Source organism: Phenylobacterium sp. (assembly GCF_035539035.1).
Taxonomy (GTDB): Bacteria; Pseudomonadota; Alphaproteobacteria; order Caulobacterales; family Caulobacteraceae; genus Phenylobacterium.
Genome location: NZ_DATLJI010000014.1, coordinates 294,572 through 312,823, shown reverse-complemented (window position 1 = coordinate 312,823; position 18,252 = coordinate 294,572). Strand labels below are relative to the sequence as shown.

Genomic DNA, 18,252 nt, shown 5'->3' with positions numbered 1-18,252 from the left:
GGCTTCGGATGGCAGACGAACAGGACATTGCAGACCTCCGGCGAGGCGACAGGGACATGGCCCGGCGTGACTTCAGGCGCGCGGACATGTCGAACCTAGACCTGCGCGGACGGGATTTTTCCGGCGCTCATCTCGAAGAGGCCAATGCAAGCCGAAGCAACTTCGCCGAATGTAGCTTCGTGAGTGCGAACACCCGTGGATTCATCGCGGAGGGGGCCGATTTTTCCGAGATTTCAGCTCCTAGCACCGTCTTCTTTGGCGTGAACTTTCGAGGGGCGTCACTTCGGGGCGCTCGGCTCGCGCGATCCAGCTTCACCCGCGCCAACCTCAGTAACACCGACCTCATAGGTGCGGACTTCAGCAACGCTGTGCTGAACGAGGGCACGACGTTTGAAGGCGCCGAAATTGATGAATCCACGAAGTTTGACGGCGCGAAGATTTTCCGACCGTTGGCACGTCAGCCCGCCTTCAGGTTCTATCGTGTCGAGCGCGGCGTCCTTGTGCGAAATGAGGGCGTCACGACCGTTCCACCTCCAGCCCAAGAGGCAGTTAGGCCAACTCCGGCCCTGGATTCACTTGGCCCGCCCCGTTTCGAACAGGCAGAAGGTTCGTTCTCCGTTGATTTTCGTAACCACGACGGCCGCGTCCTCTTGGGCCAGGGCGATTGGCTCTTCGAAACAATGTGGGCGACCGCCGGCGACGGTTCAATTCATGTCGTGAATGAGACCAGTTCGGTGAAGTCAGTGGCCGTGGCTACAGGCGCGCATGTGATCGAAGACGTCAGCGACGCTGTATTCGCGGTCAGTGACTTCACCTCCCGGTATCGCACGCCACAGGTTGGAGAAGTCGTGCTCGTCCAGAACACCAAAGGGTATGCAGCCGCAATCGAGATTCAGCGCGTGAAGGTCACTCCGGAATCACAGCGGGGCAGCGAGCTCCGCGCGCGATACCGAATCCTTACGGACGGCAGTCGGAACTTCAGTGCGCGGGGAGTAAATGCGGAACGCGCCGAGCTGATCGAAGCTGTCGATGCGGCGCTGGTGGCGCTTCGGGTAATGCCATTTGCGGAGGAGCCGCCGCCGGCGGGAATCGGCCACAACAACCCCCCGGCCGACGCGGCGCTTTCTGCAGAGGACCACGAGGCAGTCCGCAGCACCCTCCTGGAGTTGCGAACGGCCGTAACGGCCGAGCCGGTCAATAGCGAGGTTCTAAGGCACGGCCGCGACGGCATCCTCGCGGCTGGAAGAAAGATTCTGGCCTGGGCAGGTGCTCGGTACGAAGAAGTCCAGTCGGGGTTCTTCACCCAGGTAGGGGCGGCTCTTGCGACCACCCTTGCCGTTCATCTCGCCCTCACTGGAAAGCTGGGCGCAGTAATTGCCGCCATCACGAACCTGATAGGCCTTTAAGACGGCACCCTACCCAGCTGATAGATTCAAATTCCGGTGGCTGCGACTGTCCTACGGGCGGTAGCAGTCCAGGAGCGCGCTCCCCCCCGCGCATTGCGGAGCGCGTCTGCGCTTATCATCCGGGACGCCGTCTAGCTCCTCTTACGGCTGAAGAACCGACTCCGCGTTGGAGTTTAGGGCAAGCGTTGCCGTGCCCCGCCATCTTCGGCCAAGGTGGAGCCATGGGCGCGTTCGAGTTCATCCTTGGGGCGGGCTTCGTGGCTATCCCGCTGCTAGTCGGAGCAGGGTTCGCGATGAGCGCCCCTCCGTTCGAGGACTTCCGGCGCGCCCGTATTTGCCTCTGGGCTAGCGCGGCCATTGCGATAATCCTGCTGGCCATGTGGGGGGCGCAATCAACGCTGGCATTCTGGGCGCGCGCTTCCCTGGCCTGCGTCGTGGCGTGCGCAGTCACCCTGGCGCTCATGGGGGGGCTGCGCTGGATCAGGGAGCGCGAGGACAAGGCTGGGGCGGTTCAGACGGCCGTCTCGTCTTCCCATCCGGCGGATGTGCCGTTGCTCTCTGCGACGGCAGAGCCCAAGGGAGCGCGGGGGGACTTCTACCTGGTGGTCGCACCGGTCCCCGGTGACAAGACGCCGCCTTGGGAGATCGCCGTGAGCGTACCGGGAGCGACAGTGGCCAAGTACAAATTGGAGCTTCCCGAGCTTGAGCAAGGGGAGCTTGTGTTCACTCCTGAGGTAGGCGGCGCCCAGCTCCACACGCGAATGGGTGTCGATGCCCCGCTCCGCCTTTGGCTTAGGCCGCAGAGCCCCGCCCGCTTCCTTCAGTCACCACCAGCGGCCCGGCTCACGCTGATCTCGCCCGATGGCCGCCGGCTGAACCGCGAAGTGCCGATCCGAATCCTCAACGCCGACGTCGCAACTGCAACGCCAGATCCGCGTCCCACGCATGACGCCAAGGTCGCGTCGAAGATGCAAGTGACGGACTTCAACATCGACGCGGATGCGCAGGGTTCGCCGCGGCTGGTGATCGTGATGAAGAATTCCGGCGCAATCGCGGGAGACGCTCCCAATTACACCGTGAACGTCCTTCCTTGGCCGGACTACTTCACAGCCGAACAGGCGGAAGAATTCATGAAGCAAGTGGTGGCTGAGGCGCTGGCTAGGCCGCTCCCCAAGCGTGGCCTCGTGGAGGTGGACCCCGGTGACTCCGTCTCCACATCCCTAGAGATGATCCTCGACAAGACCGCGTGGACTGAAGTTAAGGCCGGCAATGCGAAGCTTCATGTTGGCGTGGTTCTCAAGTACGCGGACGCCAGCACGCCACCAGGTGCCTTTTGGATCACTGAAGTTTGCGTGGGCTTTGGGCAGGACATGCGAGGCATGCGCGCTTGCGCCAACCGCACGTACCTTCATCGTCCCTAGCCTAGTCCTCCAGGGCTAGCGCTAGCGCAAGATTAAAGACGCGGCGGGCCGCGTCGGTGCGCAAGTGCTTGTCTGCACACTGTTTTACGAGGGACCTATCGGGGCCGTAGAGTGCGCGACCACTAAGGCGGCGGTCTCTGGCGCGCCCCGGCAGGTCGTCCTGCGAAGGGGCCGCCGTCTCTCCTCCCTCCCCTTGCGGCAGGTCTTGCGACTGCCAACTGCGGCAGATGGAGGACGAGTTCAGCATTCGGGTTGGGCGCCCGCAGCACCAGGGAACGGACGTCCCGCGGGCGACGCGCATCACCGCCGGGCACCTCGCGCGACGCGGCCGCGGCCAGCGGGTGATGTCGGGTTTGCGGCAGGCGACATCCGGGCGGCGTGGCCTGCGGCGGGTGATCGTGAAGGCTCGGATCGTGCAGCTGAAGGTCGGCAGCGCGGCTGTACGAGCGCACCTGAATTACCTGGAACGCGATGCGGCCGGGCCCGATGGAGAGAAGGGCCGCCTCTACGACGCCTTCGGTGATGAGGCTGACGGCAAGGCCTTCCTTGAGCGCGGCTCGGGCGACCGCCACCAGTTCCGGTTCATCGTCTCTCCGGAGGATGGCGCGGATCTCGACCTGCAGCGCTACACGCGCGAGCTGATGCAGCGCATGGAGGCGGACCTCGGAACCGTGCTCGACTGGGTGGCGGTCGACCACGCCGACACCGCACACCCCCACACCCATATCGTCATCCGCGGCCGCACCGACCGCGGCAGCGACCTCCTCATCGCCCAGGACTACATCACGGAGGGCCTGAGGCTCCGGGCGCGTGAGCTCGCGACCGAGGATCTCGGCGTGCAGACGCCCGAGGAGCTTCGGCGGAAGCTGTCGGCCGAGGTGGAGCAGGCGCGGTTCACGCGGATCGACCGGGCCCTGCTCAGGGAGGCGGATGGGGGCGTGGCAGATCTCCGGCCTGGCCCCTTCCTCTCACCGTTCGACCGGGGCTTGCGGGAGGCCCGGCTGCGGTGGCTGGAGGCGGAAGGCCATGCGCATCAGCTGTCTCCGCAGGTGTGGTCGCTTTCGCCGGACCTGGAGTCGCAACTCCGGCGACTTGGCGAGCGTGGCGACATGCTCAAGGCCATGAACCGCGCCCTGGCGCGTCAGGGAGAGGCGCGGGACCCGGCGAGCCTGGTTACCTTTGACGAGGACCGGATCCCAGTCGTGGGACGCGTGATCGACAAGGGCCTGGCCGGCGTCACCGAGGAGCGGGCGGCGCTGATCGTGGACGGGCTCGACGGCAAGGTGCGGCGGGTGGAAGTCTCCCTGGCATCGTCGGACGTTGTCCCGATCGGCGCGATTGTACAGACGGGCCAGGGCGCGACGCGGGCGGACCACAACATCGTCGAGGTAGCCGGCGGCTCCGGCCTCTACCGCACCGACGAGCATCTCCGCCGGCTGGAGATGAAGGACCTCCCCATTCCCGATGGCGCCGAGGCGGCCGACGTGGTGCGGAGCCATGTCCGGCGGCTGGAGGCGCTGCGGCGCTCCCGGATCGTAGAGCGGTACGATGGGGAGCGCTGGCGCATTCCGGCCGACTTCCTTGACCAGGCCGCGGCTTACGAGCAACGGCGGGGCGTTGTGCGGGTGATGAGCCTCCTGGACCTCGAAACCCAGGTGAACAGCCCCGGCGCCACCTGGCTGGACCGAGAGCTGGTGGCGCGGGAGCCCCAGGCGCTGGCGGATCGAGGGTTCGGAGCCGAGGTCAAGGCTGCGCTGAGGCGGCGGAGCGAGGTTCTCGTCGATCGCGGCCTGGGCCGCGACACCGGACTAGGGGTGCGCTTCCATCCCGGCCTGCTCTCGCGCCTTACCCAGATGGAGCTGGCGGTAGCCGGAGAGGCATACGCACGCGCCCGGCACATGCACTACCAGCCCGCCCAGCCTGGAGAGCGGGTGAGTGGAACCTATGCCGAGAAGCTGACACTCCACTCCGGGGCGTTCGCCGTCGTGCAGCGCTCGCCGGTGGATATCTCTCTCGTGCCGTGGCGTCCCGTGATCGAGAAGCACCTCGGCCGACACGTGGCCGCGCAGATCGAGCCGGGGCTCGGCGTGTCCTGGAGCCTCACCTCCAACCGCAGCCGCGGCCTCTCACGGTGAAGGTTGGAGCGCGGCCTATCAGCCCCACCCAATCCTCATCATCCTTCGCTTTCGAATGAGAGCTCCGCTTGATCGGCCGAGCGCAGCGCTAGCCGGAGGGCTCTCAGACACTCAAGGCTGCGCGCCGCAGGCGCGCACCGCTCCGCGGCGGCGAAGCCGGCCTTGACTGTCTGAGAACCTCCGGCATCCAAGCTGCCGTGCCGATCAAGCAGAGAACCGAGCCCGAAGGGCTCATCTTCTGCCCATCACGCGGCCGCTCAGGCCTTCAGGCGGACGCCGGGGCCGCCGCTCGTGTCGGCGCTGACGAAGATCACTCCCGCCGCCTCCAACGCGCCCTGCAGCCGCTCCAGCGTTCCCGTCTGCATCCCGCCCCGGTTGGCCTCGAACCGGTGGATCGTGGACTCCGCGACCTTCGAGCGTTCCGCCAGTTCCCGCACGCTGAGCCCCACGGCGGCTCGGGCCATCCTCATCTGCGCGGGCGAGATCATTTCGGCGAAAACCTCTGACTAGTTGCAGAAATTCGTTGACTTTGCGCGGTTTCTGCTGAAACCTAGCTGAAATCCTCCGATTCTTCAGCGGCCAGGACCCTGGCCGAACGCGAATACTCGCGAAGGCTGCCCATGTCTGATCGGCAAAGCCAACTGACGACCTTGAGCCGGCGCACCGTCCTCGGCGCGGCTGCGGCAGTTTCCGCCCTGGGCGGCAAAGCGGCCGAGCAAGACATTCTCATCGAGCGGGCAAAAGCCTGGCTCGCCATCGACGCCGAAGCTCGGCGCCTGATGGTCCGTTGGGCCCGGTTGGAGACCCGCGCCGCTCGGGCTCTGGACTGGTTCAACCTGACCGACCAAGCCCAGGCCTCGACTTTGTTCGGCGTCGAAATGGCTCGCATCGATCGCGAACTGTCGCTCCTGTACGCGCGCCGCGAAGCCGAGTTTGAAGCCCTCGCGGGCCTGAAAGCCCAGGATCTCGCAGGCGTGGCGAGCAAGCTGGCCGTGGCGTCGCGGCTCCTTGCCCACGAGGACAGTCCAGCCGCAGGGATCGTCGCCGGCGCCTTGGCTGACATGCAGGACCTCGGATGGTCGCATCCGTGACCCTCTCGGGTGGCCGACCGCCCCCGGCTTGTTTTCACACGACGTGGCGCGACCCCGACCCGCCCGCCCTTGCTACTGGCGGATTCCTGCGGACGCTTGCCGAATGCCCCGCGTCCAGGGTGCGGCTGACCCGCATCCGCCTGACCACGAAGGCCGTCCGCCCTCCTCCGCCGGACCGACTGACGCCGGTCAGGCTCTGGTCGCAGACGACTACCCCGAGTCACCACCGATCACCGAGATGGAGCTGCGGATCATCGGGGCCTTGGCGCGAGCTCACGCGGCAGAAGATTTCCGGCGGTGGCGCAGGGGCCCCGGCGCGGCTGTGGTTGCTCGCAAAATGCCAAGCGACGATAGGGTCAAGAGGCCTTCCGTGCGTCCTCCACATACCGACTGAGTTTCGAGGGACACGGCGATGAAGACGTCACGTAATCCGACGCGATGTGCGATCTACGCCCGCTACTCGTCTGAGCGTCAGAATGAGCGATCGATCGAGGATCAGGTCGCGATCTGCCGCCGAGCAGCCCAGCAGCGCGGCTGGGCCCCCATGGCCATCTTTTCCGATGCGGCGATCTCCGGTGCAGCCATGGCCAACCGACCGGGCCTGCACGCGGCCCTGGCCGCGGCCGAGCGAGGGGACTTCGACGTCCTGCTCTGCGAGGACGAAGACCGGATCGCCCGGAACCTCGAGCACTTGGCCCACGTCGTGAACCGACTCGAATACGCCAGCGCGTGCCTCTCGACCCTCACCACGGAAAAGGTCGAGACGATGCACGTGGCGATGAAGGGTTTCCTCGCGCAGGACTATCTTCGCAACCTCTCCGCCAAGACACGGCGCGGCATGATGTCGAACGCCGAGAAGGGCCTCGCCACCGGCTCCCGCATCTACGGCTACCGCACCCAGCCGGGCGGCGCCCAGGAGATCATGCCCCAGGAGGCCGAGGTGGTGCGCGAGATCTTCCGCCGATACGGCGCCGGCGAGACCGGTCGGGCCATATGCGCCGACCTCAACGCCCGCGCAGTCCCCGGTCCGCGCGGCGGCTTCTGGAACCCCTCGACTCTCTCAGGCTCGCGAACGCGCGGCAACGGGCTGCTGGCGACGGAACTGTACGCCGGCGTGAAGGTCTGGAACCGGATAGAGATGCGCAAGGACCCGCAGACGGGACAGCGGGTCTCTCGCGCCCGACCTCCCTCCGAGTGGAAGCGCACGGAGGTTCCTACGCTCAGGATCGTGTCGGACGACCTTTGGTCGGCCGTACAGGCCCGCCGCGATGCCCGGGCAGTCCAGACACCCTACGACCGCAATCCCAGCAAGCGCGGCCTTTTCTCGGGTCTGATCAAGTGCGCCGCCTGCGGCTCAAGCATGACGGCCTTCAACAGCCGCGGCCGGTTGATCTGCACGGCCCGGCGGGAGAAGGGGCCCGCCGTCTGCGGCAACGATCGTTCGGTCGATCGCGGTGAAGTGGAGCGCCGTGTGCTTGAGGGGTTGAGAGCCCGGCTCCTCTCGCCCGAGGCGGTCAAGGCCTACGTCAGGCTCTATCATGAGGCTTGGCAGGCGGAGCAGGCCGCGGCGACGGCGAGCATCGCTCCACTGAGGAAGCGCATTGGCGAGCTAAGCCGCTCTATCGTGCGCTTGGTCGACAAGATCTGCGACGGCACCGACACCCCCGAGACTAACCGCCGCCTGGTGGATGAAGAGGAAGAGAAGGCCCGCCTCGAACTGGCCCTCGCCCAGGCCGAGGCCGAAGCACCGCCTCCGCTCACCCTCCACCCCAAAGCCGCCGAAATGTACGCAGACCGGATTGCCAAGCTCCAATCCGCGATCCGCGAGAATTCCGCGATCAACTCTCCAGATTGGCTGACGGTGATAGAGGGCGTGCGCGATCTGGTGGTGCGGATCGAGGTTGGCGTCGATTACGCCGGTGAATTGAAGGTCAGTCTGTCCGGTACGCTGGCTGCTTTCATGCAGCCCCAGGAGAACGAAAAGCCACCTCGTCTGTATAAGGTGGTAGCTGGGGGCGGGATCGAACCGCCGACCTGTGGGTTATGAATCCACCGCTCTAACCATCTGAGCTACCCAGCCACGGGCCTCGCACGCGAGGCGCGGGTTATAGGCAGACAAATTCGCCGCTTCAAGCGGCTTGGGAAGCGCGGCGCGAGCCGCTAGGTTCGCCGCCCGATGAGCGTGCTTCATCTCCTGGGGACGGCGGGCGAAGGCGGGGCCGAGACCTACTTCCTCGACCTCGTGTCGGCCCTCAGGCGCGCGGGCGTGCCCGAGGCCGCGGCGATCCGTCCGAACGCGGGCCGGCAGGCGGCGCTGGCGGCGGGCGTGCCCGTGGAGACCCTGGCCTTCGGCGGACCGCTCGACCTCTTCACCCGCAGGAAGGCCGCGGCCTTCGCCCGACGCGAGGGGACGAAGGTTGCGCTGGCCTGGATGAACCGCGCGGCAAGGCACACGCCGAAGGGGCCCTGGGCGCGGATCGGGCGCCTGGGCGGCTACTACAACCTCAAATACTACCGCGGCTTCGACCACCTGGTGGCCAACACCGAGGACATCGCCGACTGGATCGTCGGCCAGGGCTGGCCCGCCGGACGGGTGAGCTGCATCCCCAACTTCGCCGCCGCGCCGGACGAGGCCGCCGCGCTCGACCGTGCCACCCTGTCGACGCCCGAGGACGCCCCCCTGCTGCTCGCCATGGGCCGGCTGCACGAGGCCAAGGCGCACGACATCACCCTGCAGGCGCTGAAGGCGCTGCCCGACGCCTTCCTCTGGATCGCCGGGGTGGGACCGCTGGAGGGCAAGCTGAGGAGCCTGGCCCAGGCTCTAGGCGTGGCCGAGCGGGTGCGGTTCCTGGGCTGGCGGACCGACGCCTCGTCGCTCTACCGGGCGGCGGACGTCTGCGTCTTCCCCTCAAGATACGAGCCGCTGGGCAATGTGGTGATCAAGGCCTGGGCGCATGGGCTGCCCGTCGTGGCCGCCGCCAGTCAGGGGCCCAAGGCGCTGATCGCGGACGGCGAGGACGGCCTGCTGGTCCCGGTGGACGACCCTGCCGCCCTCGCCGCCGCCGTGCGGCGCGTGCTCGCCGAACCGCTGCTGAAGGTGCGGCTGGCCCAGCAAGGGCTGGCCAGGGTGGAGGCGGAGTTCTCGGAGACCGCCGTCGTCGCCGCCTGGCGGGCGCTGTTCGCCGACCACGGGGTGGGCTGATGTGCGGCATCGCCGGGGAGCTTGGCCGGGGGACGTCGGCCGAGGCGATGATCGGCGCCCTCACCCACCGCGGCCCCGACGGGGTGCGGGTCTCCCAGGTCCCGGGCGCGACCCTGGCGCACGCCCGGCTGTCGATCATCGACCTGGAGGGTGGCTGGCAACCGCTCTCGGCCGCCGGCTCCACGGTCATCGGCAACGGCGAGATCTACAACTACGTGGAGCTGGCGCGGGACTACCAGCTCGCGGGCAAGCTCGGCACCGGCTCGGACTTCGAGCCCCTGCTGCACATCTACGCCCAGGAGGGCCCCGCCGCCTTCGACCGGTTGCGCGGGATGTACGCGCTCTGCCTGATCGGGAACGACGGCCGCGCCTGGCTGGCCCGCGACCCGTTCGGGATCAAGCCGCTCTATCTCCTGGAGCACGACGGCGGCCTCGCCTTCGCCTCCGAGCCGCGCGCCTTCGTCGCCGCCGGCCTCCTGGCGCCGGAGCTGGACGAGGACGCCGCCCGCGAGCTCCTGGCCTTCAACTACACCCTGGGCGAGGCGACCATCTTCAAGGGGCTGCGGCGGCTCGCGCCGGGCGAGGTGCTGGAGGTGACGGATGGCCGGATCGTCGGCGCGCAGGCGCGGGCGCCGCTGCCCGTCCGCCGCGAGGCCGCGGACGACGAGGCGGCCCTGCTCCGCCGGCTCGACGCCGTCCTGGAGAACAGCGTGCGGGTCCACCAGCGCTCGGACGTGCCCTACGGCCTGTTCCTCTCCGGCGGCATCGACAGCGCGGCCATCGCGACCCTGATGGCGCGGCTGAACGAGCGGCCGGTCACCGCCTTCACCTGCGGCTTCAACGCGCCGGGAGCGAAGGACGAGCGGACCCAAGCGGAGAAGTTGGCCCGGGCGCTGAACCTCGACTGGCGGGAAACCAGCTTCGGGGAAGAGGACTTCTGGCGGATCCTGCCGCAGGTCGCCTGGGCGCTGGACGACCCGACCGCCGACTACGCGACCCTGCCCACCTACAAGCTGGCGGAGGCGGCCCGGGGCACGCTCACCGTGGTGCTGACCGGCGAGGGCGGCGACGAGCTGTTCGGCGGCTACGGCCGCTACCGCCGGGCGCTGCGGCCCGCCTGGCTCGGCGGGCGCGCCGCCGAGCCGCGGCCGGACGACCCGACCGTGCTGGCCCGCTGGCGGGAGGCCGCCCGCGCCCCGGAGGGCCTGACGTCCCTGCAGGCGGCCCAGTGGGGGGACGTCGCCACCTGGCTGCCCAACGACCTGCTGCTGAAGCTCGACCGCTGCCTGATGGCGCATGGGCTGGAGGGCCGCACGCCGTTCCTGGATCCCGAGGTGGCGGGGTTCGCCTTCCCCCTGCCGGACCGGTTCAAGGTGCGCGGGCGCTACGGCAAGTGGCTGCTCCGCAAATGGCTGGAGGGCGCCTGTCCGGCGGCCGACCCCTGGGCCCGCAAGCAGGGCTTCACCGTGCCGGTGGAGGCCTGGATCGCGCCCCGCGCCGCGGACATCGCGCCGAGGCTGGCGCGGGTGGAGGCGGTGCGGCGCATCCGACCGGACGCGGAGGCCGTATTCGCCTCGGGCGAGGCCGGCCAGCGCTGGCCTTTGCTTTTCTTTTCGCTATGGGCGTTGATCCATCTGGAGGGGGCGTCGCCGACCGACGCCCTCGCCGCTGTCGCCGGGAGACCCTGATGCAGAAGCCGATCCTCACCGCGGCCGCCGCCGTCCTCGTCGCCGCCTGTGGCGGAAGCGACGGCCGGGCCCAGACCGCAGCCCCGTCGCAGACCGCCACGGCCACCGTCGGCGCGGCCCCGGTGCCGACGGCGGCGCCCAACGCGCCCAACCTGAAGCCGGCCTTCCCCGGCCAGACCCGGGCGCCGGAGATGAAGTCCAACGTGGCCTATGCGGTCGGCGACTACGTCACCGGCGTGCAGAAGCCCTGGGCGATCATGTTCCTCCCCGACGGCGCCCTGCTGATCAACGAGAAGCCCGGCCGGATGCGCGTCTTCAGGGACGGCAAGCTCTCCGATCCGGTGGTCGGCCTGCCGGCCGTGGACACCCGCGGCCAGGGCGGCCTGCTGGGCCTGGCGCTCGACCCGAACTACGCGCGCAACGGCCTAGTCTACTGGTCCTACGCGGAAACCGCCGAGGGCGGGAAGACCAACACGGCCGTGGCGCGCGGCCGCCTCGTGACCACGGGCGCCGCGCCCCGGCTCGAGAACGTGCAGGTGATCTGGCGGCAGAAGCCCAGCTGGGAAAGCACCATGCACTACGGCTCCCGCCTGGTGTTCGCCCGCGACGGGACGCTCTACGTCACCACCGGCGAGCGCTCGGTGATGAGCGGCCGGATGCAGGCGCAGAACCTGGACGCGGGCCTGGGCAAGATCATCCGCATCAACGCGGACGGCTCGATCCCCCGCGACAACCCCTTCGTCGGCCGCAAGGACGCCCAGCCGGAGATTTTCGCCAGCGGCGTGCGCAACGTGCAGGCCGCCGCGCTCCACCCGCGCACCGGGGAGCTGTGGGAGGTCGAGCACGGCCCGCGCGGCGGCGACGAGGTGAACATCATCCGCAAGGGCCGCGACTACGGCTGGCCGACCATCGTCTATGGCATCGAGTACTCGGGCGGGACGATCGGCGGAGGAATCGCCCAGAAGCAGGGCCTCGAGCAGCCGGTCTACTACTGGGACCCGGTGATCGCGCCGTCCGGCATGGCATTCTACCAGGGGAACCTGTTCCCGGCGTGGAAGGACAATCTGTTCGTCGGCGGCCTGAGCTCGAAAGCCCTCGTGCGGCTGGTTCTGGACGGTGACAAGGTGGTGGGCGAGGAGCGCTTGCTGACAGACGTCGGCGAGCGGATCCGCGACGTCGTCGTCGGCCCGGACGGCGCCCTCTACCTCGCCACCGACAACAACACTGGCCGCGTCCTGCGGGTCGCTCCCAAGTAGGCCCTAGGCGCCCGCGAGTCCCAGCCGTGTCGCCACCTCCTCGCCGATGGCCAGCGAGGAGGTGAGGCCGGGGCTCTCGATGCCGAACAGGGTGACCAGACCCGGCAGGCCGTGGACGTCGGATCCGTCGATCCGGAAGTCGCTGTGCGGCTCGCCGGGCCCGTGGATCTTCGGCCGGACGCCGGCGTAGTCGGGGCTCAGGCTGCCCTCCGGCAGGCCCGGCCAGAACTTGCGGATGTAGCTGTAGAAGCCGGCCGCGGCCTTGGGATCCACCGTGTAGTCGGGCTCGTCCACATAGCTGAGATCGGGGCCGAACACCGCCTGGCCGCCGAGGTCGCGGCGGTAATGGGTGCCCAGCGCGCCGGGGATCGGCGGCGGGTAGACGAGGCGCGCGAAGGGCGCCTTGCCGGTGAGCCGGAAGTACATCCCCTTGCCGTAGTGGGCGGGCGGGATGACCTCGGCCGGGAAGCCCTCGATGTGCGCGGCCACGCCCTGGGCCGACAGGCCGGGCGCGGAGACCAGGTACCGGCAGGTGAGCACCGTCGGCTCCTCGCCGCCGGCGCGGACCTCGAACCCGCCGCCGGGCAGGGCGCGGGCGCTCTCGAAGGGGGTGGAGACCACGACCGCGCCGCCGGCCTGCTCGATCTCCCCCTGCAGGGCCAGCATGTAGCCGTGGCTGTCGAAGACGCCGCTCTCGGGCGACAGCAGCGCGCCCTCGCAGGCGAGCTCCGGCTCGAGCGCGAGCGCCTCTTCCTTCGAGAGCTTGCGCATGCCCTCGACCTCGTTGGTCGTGGCCTGGTCGAAGATCGCGTCGAGGCGCTCGACCTCCTCGGGTGTGGTCGCCACCACCAGCTTTCCGCAGCGGTCGTATTCCACGTGGTGGGCGTCGAGGAAGGCGTAGAGCATCCGCCGCCCCTGGACGCAGAGCCGCGCCTTCAGGGAGCCGGTGGGATAGTAGAGCCCGCCGTGGATGACTTCGGAATTGCGCGAGGAGACGCCCTGGCCGATGGCGGCCTCCTGCTCGAGGACGGCGACGGTCAGGCCGCGGCGGGACAGGGCGTAGCCGCAGGCCAGGCCCACGGCGCCCGCCCCCACGACCACCGCGTCGAAATCGAAATCGGCCATCGATGCTGGCTAACGCACGGGGGCGGTCTTGGGAACCAGCCTCACGCGCCGAGGAAGTGCAGCCGCACCGTCTCCCGGAACATCAGCGCCTGGCGGGCGATGGCGCGGGTGTCGCCCAGCGCCTTCGACAGGGTCATGCCGCCGTAGGTGAAGGTGAGGATGGCGTCGGCCAGGTCGGCGGGCTCCGCCTTGCCCTTGGGCGGATACTTCGCCGCGATCTCCTCCAGCCAGCCGATGAACTTGGCCCGCCACTGCAGGACGCTGTCCACGGTCATCCGGCGGGTCGCCTGGTCCCAGGCCATGTCCTGGAAGGTCACCGTCGCCACCATGCAGCCGGGGTGGTTGTAGACCGCCTCCTCCATCGCCTCGGCGTAGAACTTCAGGAAGATCAGGAAGCTGTGCAGCGGGTCGTCGTGCAGCTCCCGCGAGCGCGCGATCATCTCGTCCAGGAAGTCCTGGTTGCGGTCGGCGTAGCGCGCGATGAGCTGGCGGGCGAGGTCGTGCTTGTCCTTGAAGTGGTAGAAGAAGCCGCTCTTGGTGATGCCGGCGGCCTCCACCAGCTCCTCGATCGAGGTGCCCGCGAAACCTTTCCGGATCACCGACTCGAACGCGAGGTCCAATAGGCGCTGGCGCGTGCGCTCGCCCTTCGAGCGGGGCTCCAACTGCACCACGGGTGCAGTTTCGGTCTGCTGACGGCGTGACATGGGGCACAGTCCCTTGGCTCACCAAGGCCTAGCTTACTGGAAACACGACGGAATTTCACCGTTCGGCGAACCGACCGCGCGCCCGCTGGAGCCATGCCCTGGAACGATTTACCCCTCCCCGCCCCATCGAGGAGAAGAAAACAATGACCGTTAAAGACCACCACGGGCTCGTTTTGTCAGGAGCCACCCAGGCCGCGGCAGAAAATTACCGTCAGGCGTTGCACGCATACCACTGCTATGCGGGCGATGCGGCGACCCTCCTGGACGCGGCGATCGCCGAGGCCCCCGGCTTCGTCATGGCCCATGTGCTCAAGGCCTACATCAACCTGGTGGGCGGCAACACGCAGGAGGCCGTCGTGGGCGTCGGCGCCTTCGAGACCGCCCGCCAGCTCCCCGCCACCGACCGCGAGCAGGGCCACCTGGCCGCTCTGGGCAGCCTTCTCGCCGGCGAGATCCGCGGCGCGGCGCGGATCCTGGAGGACGTGTCCATCGCCTGGCCGCGCGACGTGCTGGCCCTGCACGTGGGACAGCTGCTCGACTTCCTGCAGGGCGACAGCCGGATGCTGCGCGACCGCATCGGCCGGGCGCTGCCGGCCTGGTCGCGCGACGCGCCGGACTACCACGCCGTGCTGGGGCTCCTGTCCTTCGGCCTGGAGGAGACCGGCCACTACGACCGCGCCGAAGCCGCCGGCCGCGAGGCCGTCGCGCTCGAGCCCCGCAACAACTGGGCCCAGCACGCGGTGGCCCATGTGCTGGAGATGCAGGACCGCCGCGCCGACGGCGTCACCTGGCTGACCCAGGACGGCCAGCCGTGGGCGAAGGAGACCGTCTTCCTGCACAACTGGTGGCACCTGGCGCTCTTCCACCTGGGCCAGGGGGAGACGGACGAGGCGCTGCGGCTGTTCGACGGGCCGATGTTCGGGCCGCGGTCGGACCACGCCTTCGACATGATCGACGCCGCGGCCCTGCTCTGGCGGCTGAACCTGCGGGGCGTGGACGTGGGCGACCGCTGGCAGGCGGTGGCCGACCTCTACGAGACCCAGCCGCGCGGCGGCTACGCCTTCGACGACGCCCACGCGATGATGGCCTTCGTGGCCGCCGGCCGGGAGTCGACGGCGCGCGGCCTGCTGGAGCTGCAGACCACCGTGCTCGCCGGCCCCGGCGACAACGCGGTCTTCACCCGCGACGTGGGGCTGCCGGTCATGCAGGCGGTCTACGCCTTCGGGCATGGGGACTATGTGAAGGCCGTCGAGCTGCTGCGCGGCGTGCGCAACATCTCGGGCCGCTTCGGCGGCAGCCACGCCCAGCGCGACATCCTCGACCTGACGCTGATCGCCGCCGCCGGCCGCAGCGGCGACCACAGCCTGGAGCAGGCCCTGCTCGCCGAGCGGGCGGCCGCCAGGCCGCTAGGCAGGCCGGAGGCGCGGAAACTCGCGGCCTAGGACGGAGATCCTCCCCCGTTCCACGGGGGAGGATCGACCGCTACAGTCCCTCAGACAAATGGGGGGAAGCGTATGCGGAAGTTGATCCTGGCCCTGGCCGCCTCGGCCGCGCTGGCCGCCACCGGGGCCCAGGCGCAGGTCGCCCTGAAGCCGGGCACGCCGTCCATCCTGCAGTGGAGCCCGGAACAGCAGCGGCAGTGGTATCCGGCGATCGAGACGGTCTACCAGGTCCGGACCGTGCCACGCGGGAGCCGCGTGCATCCCCTGCCCGCCGCCGGCCGGACCATCGCGCCCACCTTCGAGTACGCCGGCAAGACCTGGACGGTCGACGACTACATGGCCGCCTACAACGTCTCGGGCGTGCTGGTCCTGAAGGATGGCAAGGTCCTGCTCGAGAAGTACGGCCTGGGCCGGAGGCCCGAGGACCGCTGGACGTCCTTCTCCGTGGCCAAGTCGGTGACCTCCACCCTCGTCGGCGCGGCGATCCAGGACGGCAAGATCAAGGGCCTGGAGGACGTGGTCACCAACTACGTCCCCGAACTGAAGGGCTCCGCCTACGAGGGCGTGACCGTGCGCCAGCTCCTGATGATGAGCTCGGGCGTGAAGTGGAACGAGGACTACACCGATCCGAACTCCGACGTGGCCCGGGCCGGGACCGCCGTCCTGGAGCCCGGCGTGAACCCCATCGTCAGCTACATGCGCCGTCTGCCGCGGGCCAACGAGCCGGGGACGAAGTTCACCTACAACACCGGCGAGACGGACCTGGTGGGCGTGCTGGTCTCCAAGGCGGTCGGCAAGAGCCTGTCGGACTACGCCTCTGAGAAGCTCTGGAAGCCGTACGGCATGGAGCGCGATGCGATCTGGATGGTGGACCTCGCGGGCCACGAGCGCGGCGGCTGCTGCATGTCCATGACGCTGCGCGACTACGGCCGGGTGGGCCAGTTCATGCTGGACGGCGGCAAGGCCGGCGACGTCCAGGTGCTGCCGCCGTGGTGGGCGGAACAGGCGACCACGCCGCAGATCACCAATGGCGCGCCGGCGCCCGGCTACGGCTACTTCTGGTGGATGCGGCCCAACGGCAGCTACGACGCCTCCGGCATCTTCGGCCAGTCCATCACCACCTTCCGCGACGACCGGCTGGTGATCGTCGTCAACGCCGCCTGGCCGCAGGCGACGGGGCGGGAGCTGGCGATGGCCCGCACGGCCTTCGTCAACGCGGTGCGCGAGGCGGCGAAGGGCGCCTAGGCCTCGACCGCCTGCCGCGCCCGGTAGGCCGTGGGGCTGAGGCTTGTCCAGCGCTTGAAGGCGCGGGAGAAGGCCGCAGGCTCGGAGAAACCCACGAGGTAGGCGGTCTCGTTGATCGAGACCTTGGGGTTGGCCAGATAGTGCAGCGCCAGCCTGTGGCGCAGGTCGTCATATATCTTCTCGAAGGTGACGCCCTCGGCCTTGAGCTTGCGGAACAGGGTCTGCCGGCTGACCCCGAGGTGGCCGGCCACCTCGTCCATGCTCACGTCGCCGCGGTGGAGCACGGGCATGAGCAGCGCCTCCACCCGACCGCGGACGGTGCCGGCGCTCTCCAGCTTCTGCAGCAGGGCCGCGGCGCGGTCGCTGAGCACCCCGAAGACGTACCCGGGAAGCTGCGCCACCGGCGCGTCGTGGAAGATCGGGTTGAGGCGTAGCGCGTTGCGTTCGGCCCCGAAGACGACCGGCGCCTGGAACACCCGCTGATAGTCGTCCGGATAGCCCGGATCGGGATGGGTGACCTGAACCTCCAGGACGAACGGGATCATCCCCATCCGCCGCGGGCCGCAGGCCATGCGGCCGAAGGTGGTCTCGGTCAGCTCCGGAAAGAGGTTGGGGCCCTGGCGGTTGTCGATCAGCCAGACGGCGTCACCCTCCCGGCGCAGGACGAAGCGGTCCACCGCCGGCCCTACCCCGTCCACCTCCACGGCCAGCCGGCCGAAGCGGTTCATCTGGTCGAAGGCCTCCTGCATGGTCCGCGAGGCGATGGTCAGCAGGCCAACCACCGAGATCTCCGAGAAATCCACGTGCTCGGCGTACCGCAGCGCGAGCGCCGGATCGCCGGTGAGCGTCTTGGCGGCCCGCATCAGCTTCACATACGCGTCGAAGGGCACCCGCCGGTCCGGGTCCTCCAGCTCCTCCGGAACGATCCCGGACGCTGTGGCGAGCGCCTGCGGGTCCGCGCCCTGCGACACCGCGAACTTGAACAGCCCCCGGACGATCCCGGCCTCGTAGGTGCGCTGGGCCATGGACGCGCGGCTCTCCGATCTACCCGTTCACACGACTAGAGGCTGCCGCGCCCGTGTTTGGATGCAAGCGGCCACGCGGCCGCAGCGCGGGCTAGACCACCCGCGTCCAGACCTGGCTCTTGCAGATCAGGCCGCCGAGCACGCAGCCCTTGGCCCGCAGCCGGGTGGCGTCGAGCTGTTGGGCGGTGCCGGAGAAGGTCCGGTTCATGTCCGGCGCGAACACCTTGCCGCGCCACACGCCGCTCCGGTCCAACTCCAGATCGCGGAAGATCTGCAGGCCGACGAGGTTCTGGGTGCCGCCCTCGCGGGCGTCGCGCTTGGCCTTCTCGTTGGCCCAGACCACGTAGCCGCAGGCGCCCGCGCCGCACGGCTTGATCTCGACATGGACGCTGCCCTTGGGATTGCTCCAGACGCCGAAGGTCTGAGCGCCCGAGGACGCCCCCTGGGCCTGCGCGGGCAGGCCGGCCGAGAGCAGGCCCGCGGCGATAACAGCGATAGCGAAGTGACGCATG

The 18,252-nt window shown here is 69.0% G+C and carries 15 protein-coding genes, 1 tRNA gene and 1 pseudogene; 11 read left to right on the top strand and 6 right to left on the bottom strand.

Annotated elements, in window-relative coordinates; all coding sequences use genetic code 11:
• The first annotated feature begins 56 nt into the window (after positions 1 to 56).
• The 3 genes from VM685_RS11210 (at position 57) to VM685_RS11200 (ending at position 4,962) form a co-directional block, all read left to right on the top strand.
• Entirely contained in the window at positions 57 to 1,406 is a 1,350-nt protein-coding gene (locus VM685_RS11210; RefSeq protein ID WP_325460232.1) for a pentapeptide repeat-containing protein, read from the top strand.
• Between the two features lie 221 nt (positions 1,407 to 1,627).
• Positions 1,628 to 2,827 (top strand): hypothetical protein, encoded by a 1,200-nt coding sequence (locus tag VM685_RS11205; protein ID WP_325460231.1) that lies wholly within the window; start codon positions 1,628 to 1,630, stop codon positions 2,825 to 2,827.
• 227 nt (positions 2,828 to 3,054) lie between these two features.
• Positions 3,055 to 4,962 carry a DUF3363 domain-containing protein gene (locus VM685_RS11200; protein WP_325460230.1) on the top strand — a complete coding sequence of 636 codons (1,908 nt, stop codon included), beginning with the start codon at positions 3,055 to 3,057 and terminating at the stop codon, positions 4,960 to 4,962.
• Positions 4,963 to 5,219: 257 nt separating this feature from the next.
• Here the strand turns inward: VM685_RS11200 and VM685_RS11195 are convergent, their stop codons facing one another.
• A complete protein-coding gene (locus VM685_RS11195; RefSeq protein WP_325460229.1) occupies positions 5,220 to 5,426 on the bottom strand; it encodes a helix-turn-helix transcriptional regulator in 207 nt (68 codons plus the stop codon).
• Positions 5,427 to 5,582: 156 nt separating this feature from the next.
• On the opposite strand from VM685_RS11195, the gene VM685_RS11190 reads away from it, so the two are divergent.
• The 3 genes and pseudogenes from VM685_RS11190 (at position 5,583) to VM685_RS21030 (ending at position 8,100) form a co-directional block, all read left to right on the top strand.
• A complete protein-coding gene (locus VM685_RS11190; RefSeq protein WP_325460228.1) occupies positions 5,583 to 6,053 on the top strand; it encodes a hypothetical protein in 471 nt (156 codons plus the stop codon).
• 412 nt (positions 6,054 to 6,465) lie between these two features.
• Positions 6,466 to 6,903, top strand: a pseudogene (locus VM685_RS21035) (recombinase family protein); the annotation flags it as partial.
• A gap of 93 nt (positions 6,904 to 6,996) precedes the next feature.
• A complete protein-coding gene (locus VM685_RS21030) occupies positions 6,997 to 8,100 on the top strand; it encodes a recombinase family protein (RefSeq protein ID WP_414693362.1) in 1,104 nt (367 codons plus the stop codon).
• On the opposite strand, the gene VM685_RS11185 is transcribed toward VM685_RS21030, so the two are convergent.
• Positions 8,057 to 8,133: transfer RNA gene (locus VM685_RS11185), tRNA-Met, on the bottom strand. The two genes, VM685_RS21030 and VM685_RS11185, sit on opposite strands and share 44 nt — an antisense overlap.
• Positions 8,134 to 8,229: 96 nt before the next feature.
• Here VM685_RS11185 and VM685_RS11180 point away from each other — a divergent pair.
• The 3 genes from VM685_RS11180 to VM685_RS11170 are packed head-to-tail and all read left to right on the top strand — an operon-like array spanning position 8,230 to position 12,199.
• Positions 8,230 to 9,255, top strand: coding sequence for a glycosyltransferase (locus VM685_RS11180; protein WP_325460227.1), 1,026 nt, complete (start codon positions 8,230 to 8,232; stop codon positions 9,253 to 9,255).
• Positions 9,255 to 10,943 (top strand): asparagine synthase (glutamine-hydrolyzing), encoded by a 1,689-nt coding sequence (gene asnB, locus VM685_RS11175; RefSeq protein ID WP_325460226.1) that lies wholly within the window; start codon positions 9,255 to 9,257, stop codon positions 10,941 to 10,943. Before VM685_RS11180 ends, asnB begins: the two co-directional genes overlap by 1 nt.
• Positions 10,943 to 12,199: a PQQ-dependent sugar dehydrogenase gene (locus VM685_RS11170; RefSeq protein WP_325460225.1), complete on the top strand. Its 1,257-nt coding sequence runs from the start codon at positions 10,943 to 10,945 to the stop codon at positions 12,197 to 12,199. The genes asnB and VM685_RS11170 overlap by 1 nt, the downstream gene beginning before the upstream one ends.
• Positions 12,200 to 12,202: 3 nt before the next feature.
• Here the strand turns inward: VM685_RS11170 and VM685_RS11165 are convergent, their stop codons facing one another.
• The gene (locus VM685_RS11165; protein ID WP_325460224.1) at positions 12,203 to 13,324 is read right to left on the bottom strand and encodes an NAD(P)/FAD-dependent oxidoreductase; all 1,122 of its coding nucleotides are present in this window, start codon (positions 13,322 to 13,324) and stop codon (positions 12,203 to 12,205) included.
• A gap of 41 nt (positions 13,325 to 13,365) precedes the next feature.
• A complete protein-coding gene (locus VM685_RS11160; RefSeq protein ID WP_325460223.1) occupies positions 13,366 to 13,995 on the bottom strand; it encodes a TetR/AcrR family transcriptional regulator in 630 nt (209 codons plus the stop codon).
• A 251-nt stretch (positions 13,996 to 14,246) separates the two neighbouring features.
• On the opposite strand from VM685_RS11160, the gene VM685_RS11155 reads away from it, so the two are divergent.
• Together VM685_RS11155 and VM685_RS11150 are read left to right on the top strand one after the other, a co-directional pair.
• Positions 14,247 to 15,470: a tetratricopeptide repeat protein gene (locus VM685_RS11155; RefSeq protein WP_325460222.1), complete on the top strand. Its 1,224-nt coding sequence runs from the start codon at positions 14,247 to 14,249 to the stop codon at positions 15,468 to 15,470.
• A gap of 72 nt (positions 15,471 to 15,542) precedes the next feature.
• Positions 15,543 to 16,715, top strand: a complete 1,173-nt coding sequence (locus VM685_RS11150; RefSeq protein ID WP_325460221.1) for a serine hydrolase — start codon at positions 15,543 to 15,545, stop codon at positions 16,713 to 16,715.
• Here VM685_RS11150 and VM685_RS11145 read toward each other — a convergent pair.
• Together VM685_RS11145 and VM685_RS11140 are read right to left on the bottom strand one after the other, a co-directional pair.
• A complete protein-coding gene (locus VM685_RS11145; RefSeq protein WP_325460220.1) occupies positions 16,712 to 17,740 on the bottom strand; it encodes an AraC family transcriptional regulator in 1,029 nt (342 codons plus the stop codon). The genes VM685_RS11150 and VM685_RS11145 overlap by 4 nt on opposite strands.
• A gap of 91 nt (positions 17,741 to 17,831) precedes the next feature.
• The gene (locus VM685_RS11140; RefSeq protein WP_325460219.1) at positions 17,832 to 18,251 is read right to left on the bottom strand and encodes a DUF2147 domain-containing protein; all 420 of its coding nucleotides are present in this window, start codon (positions 18,249 to 18,251) and stop codon (positions 17,832 to 17,834) included.
• Position 18,252: the final 1 nt, after the last annotated feature.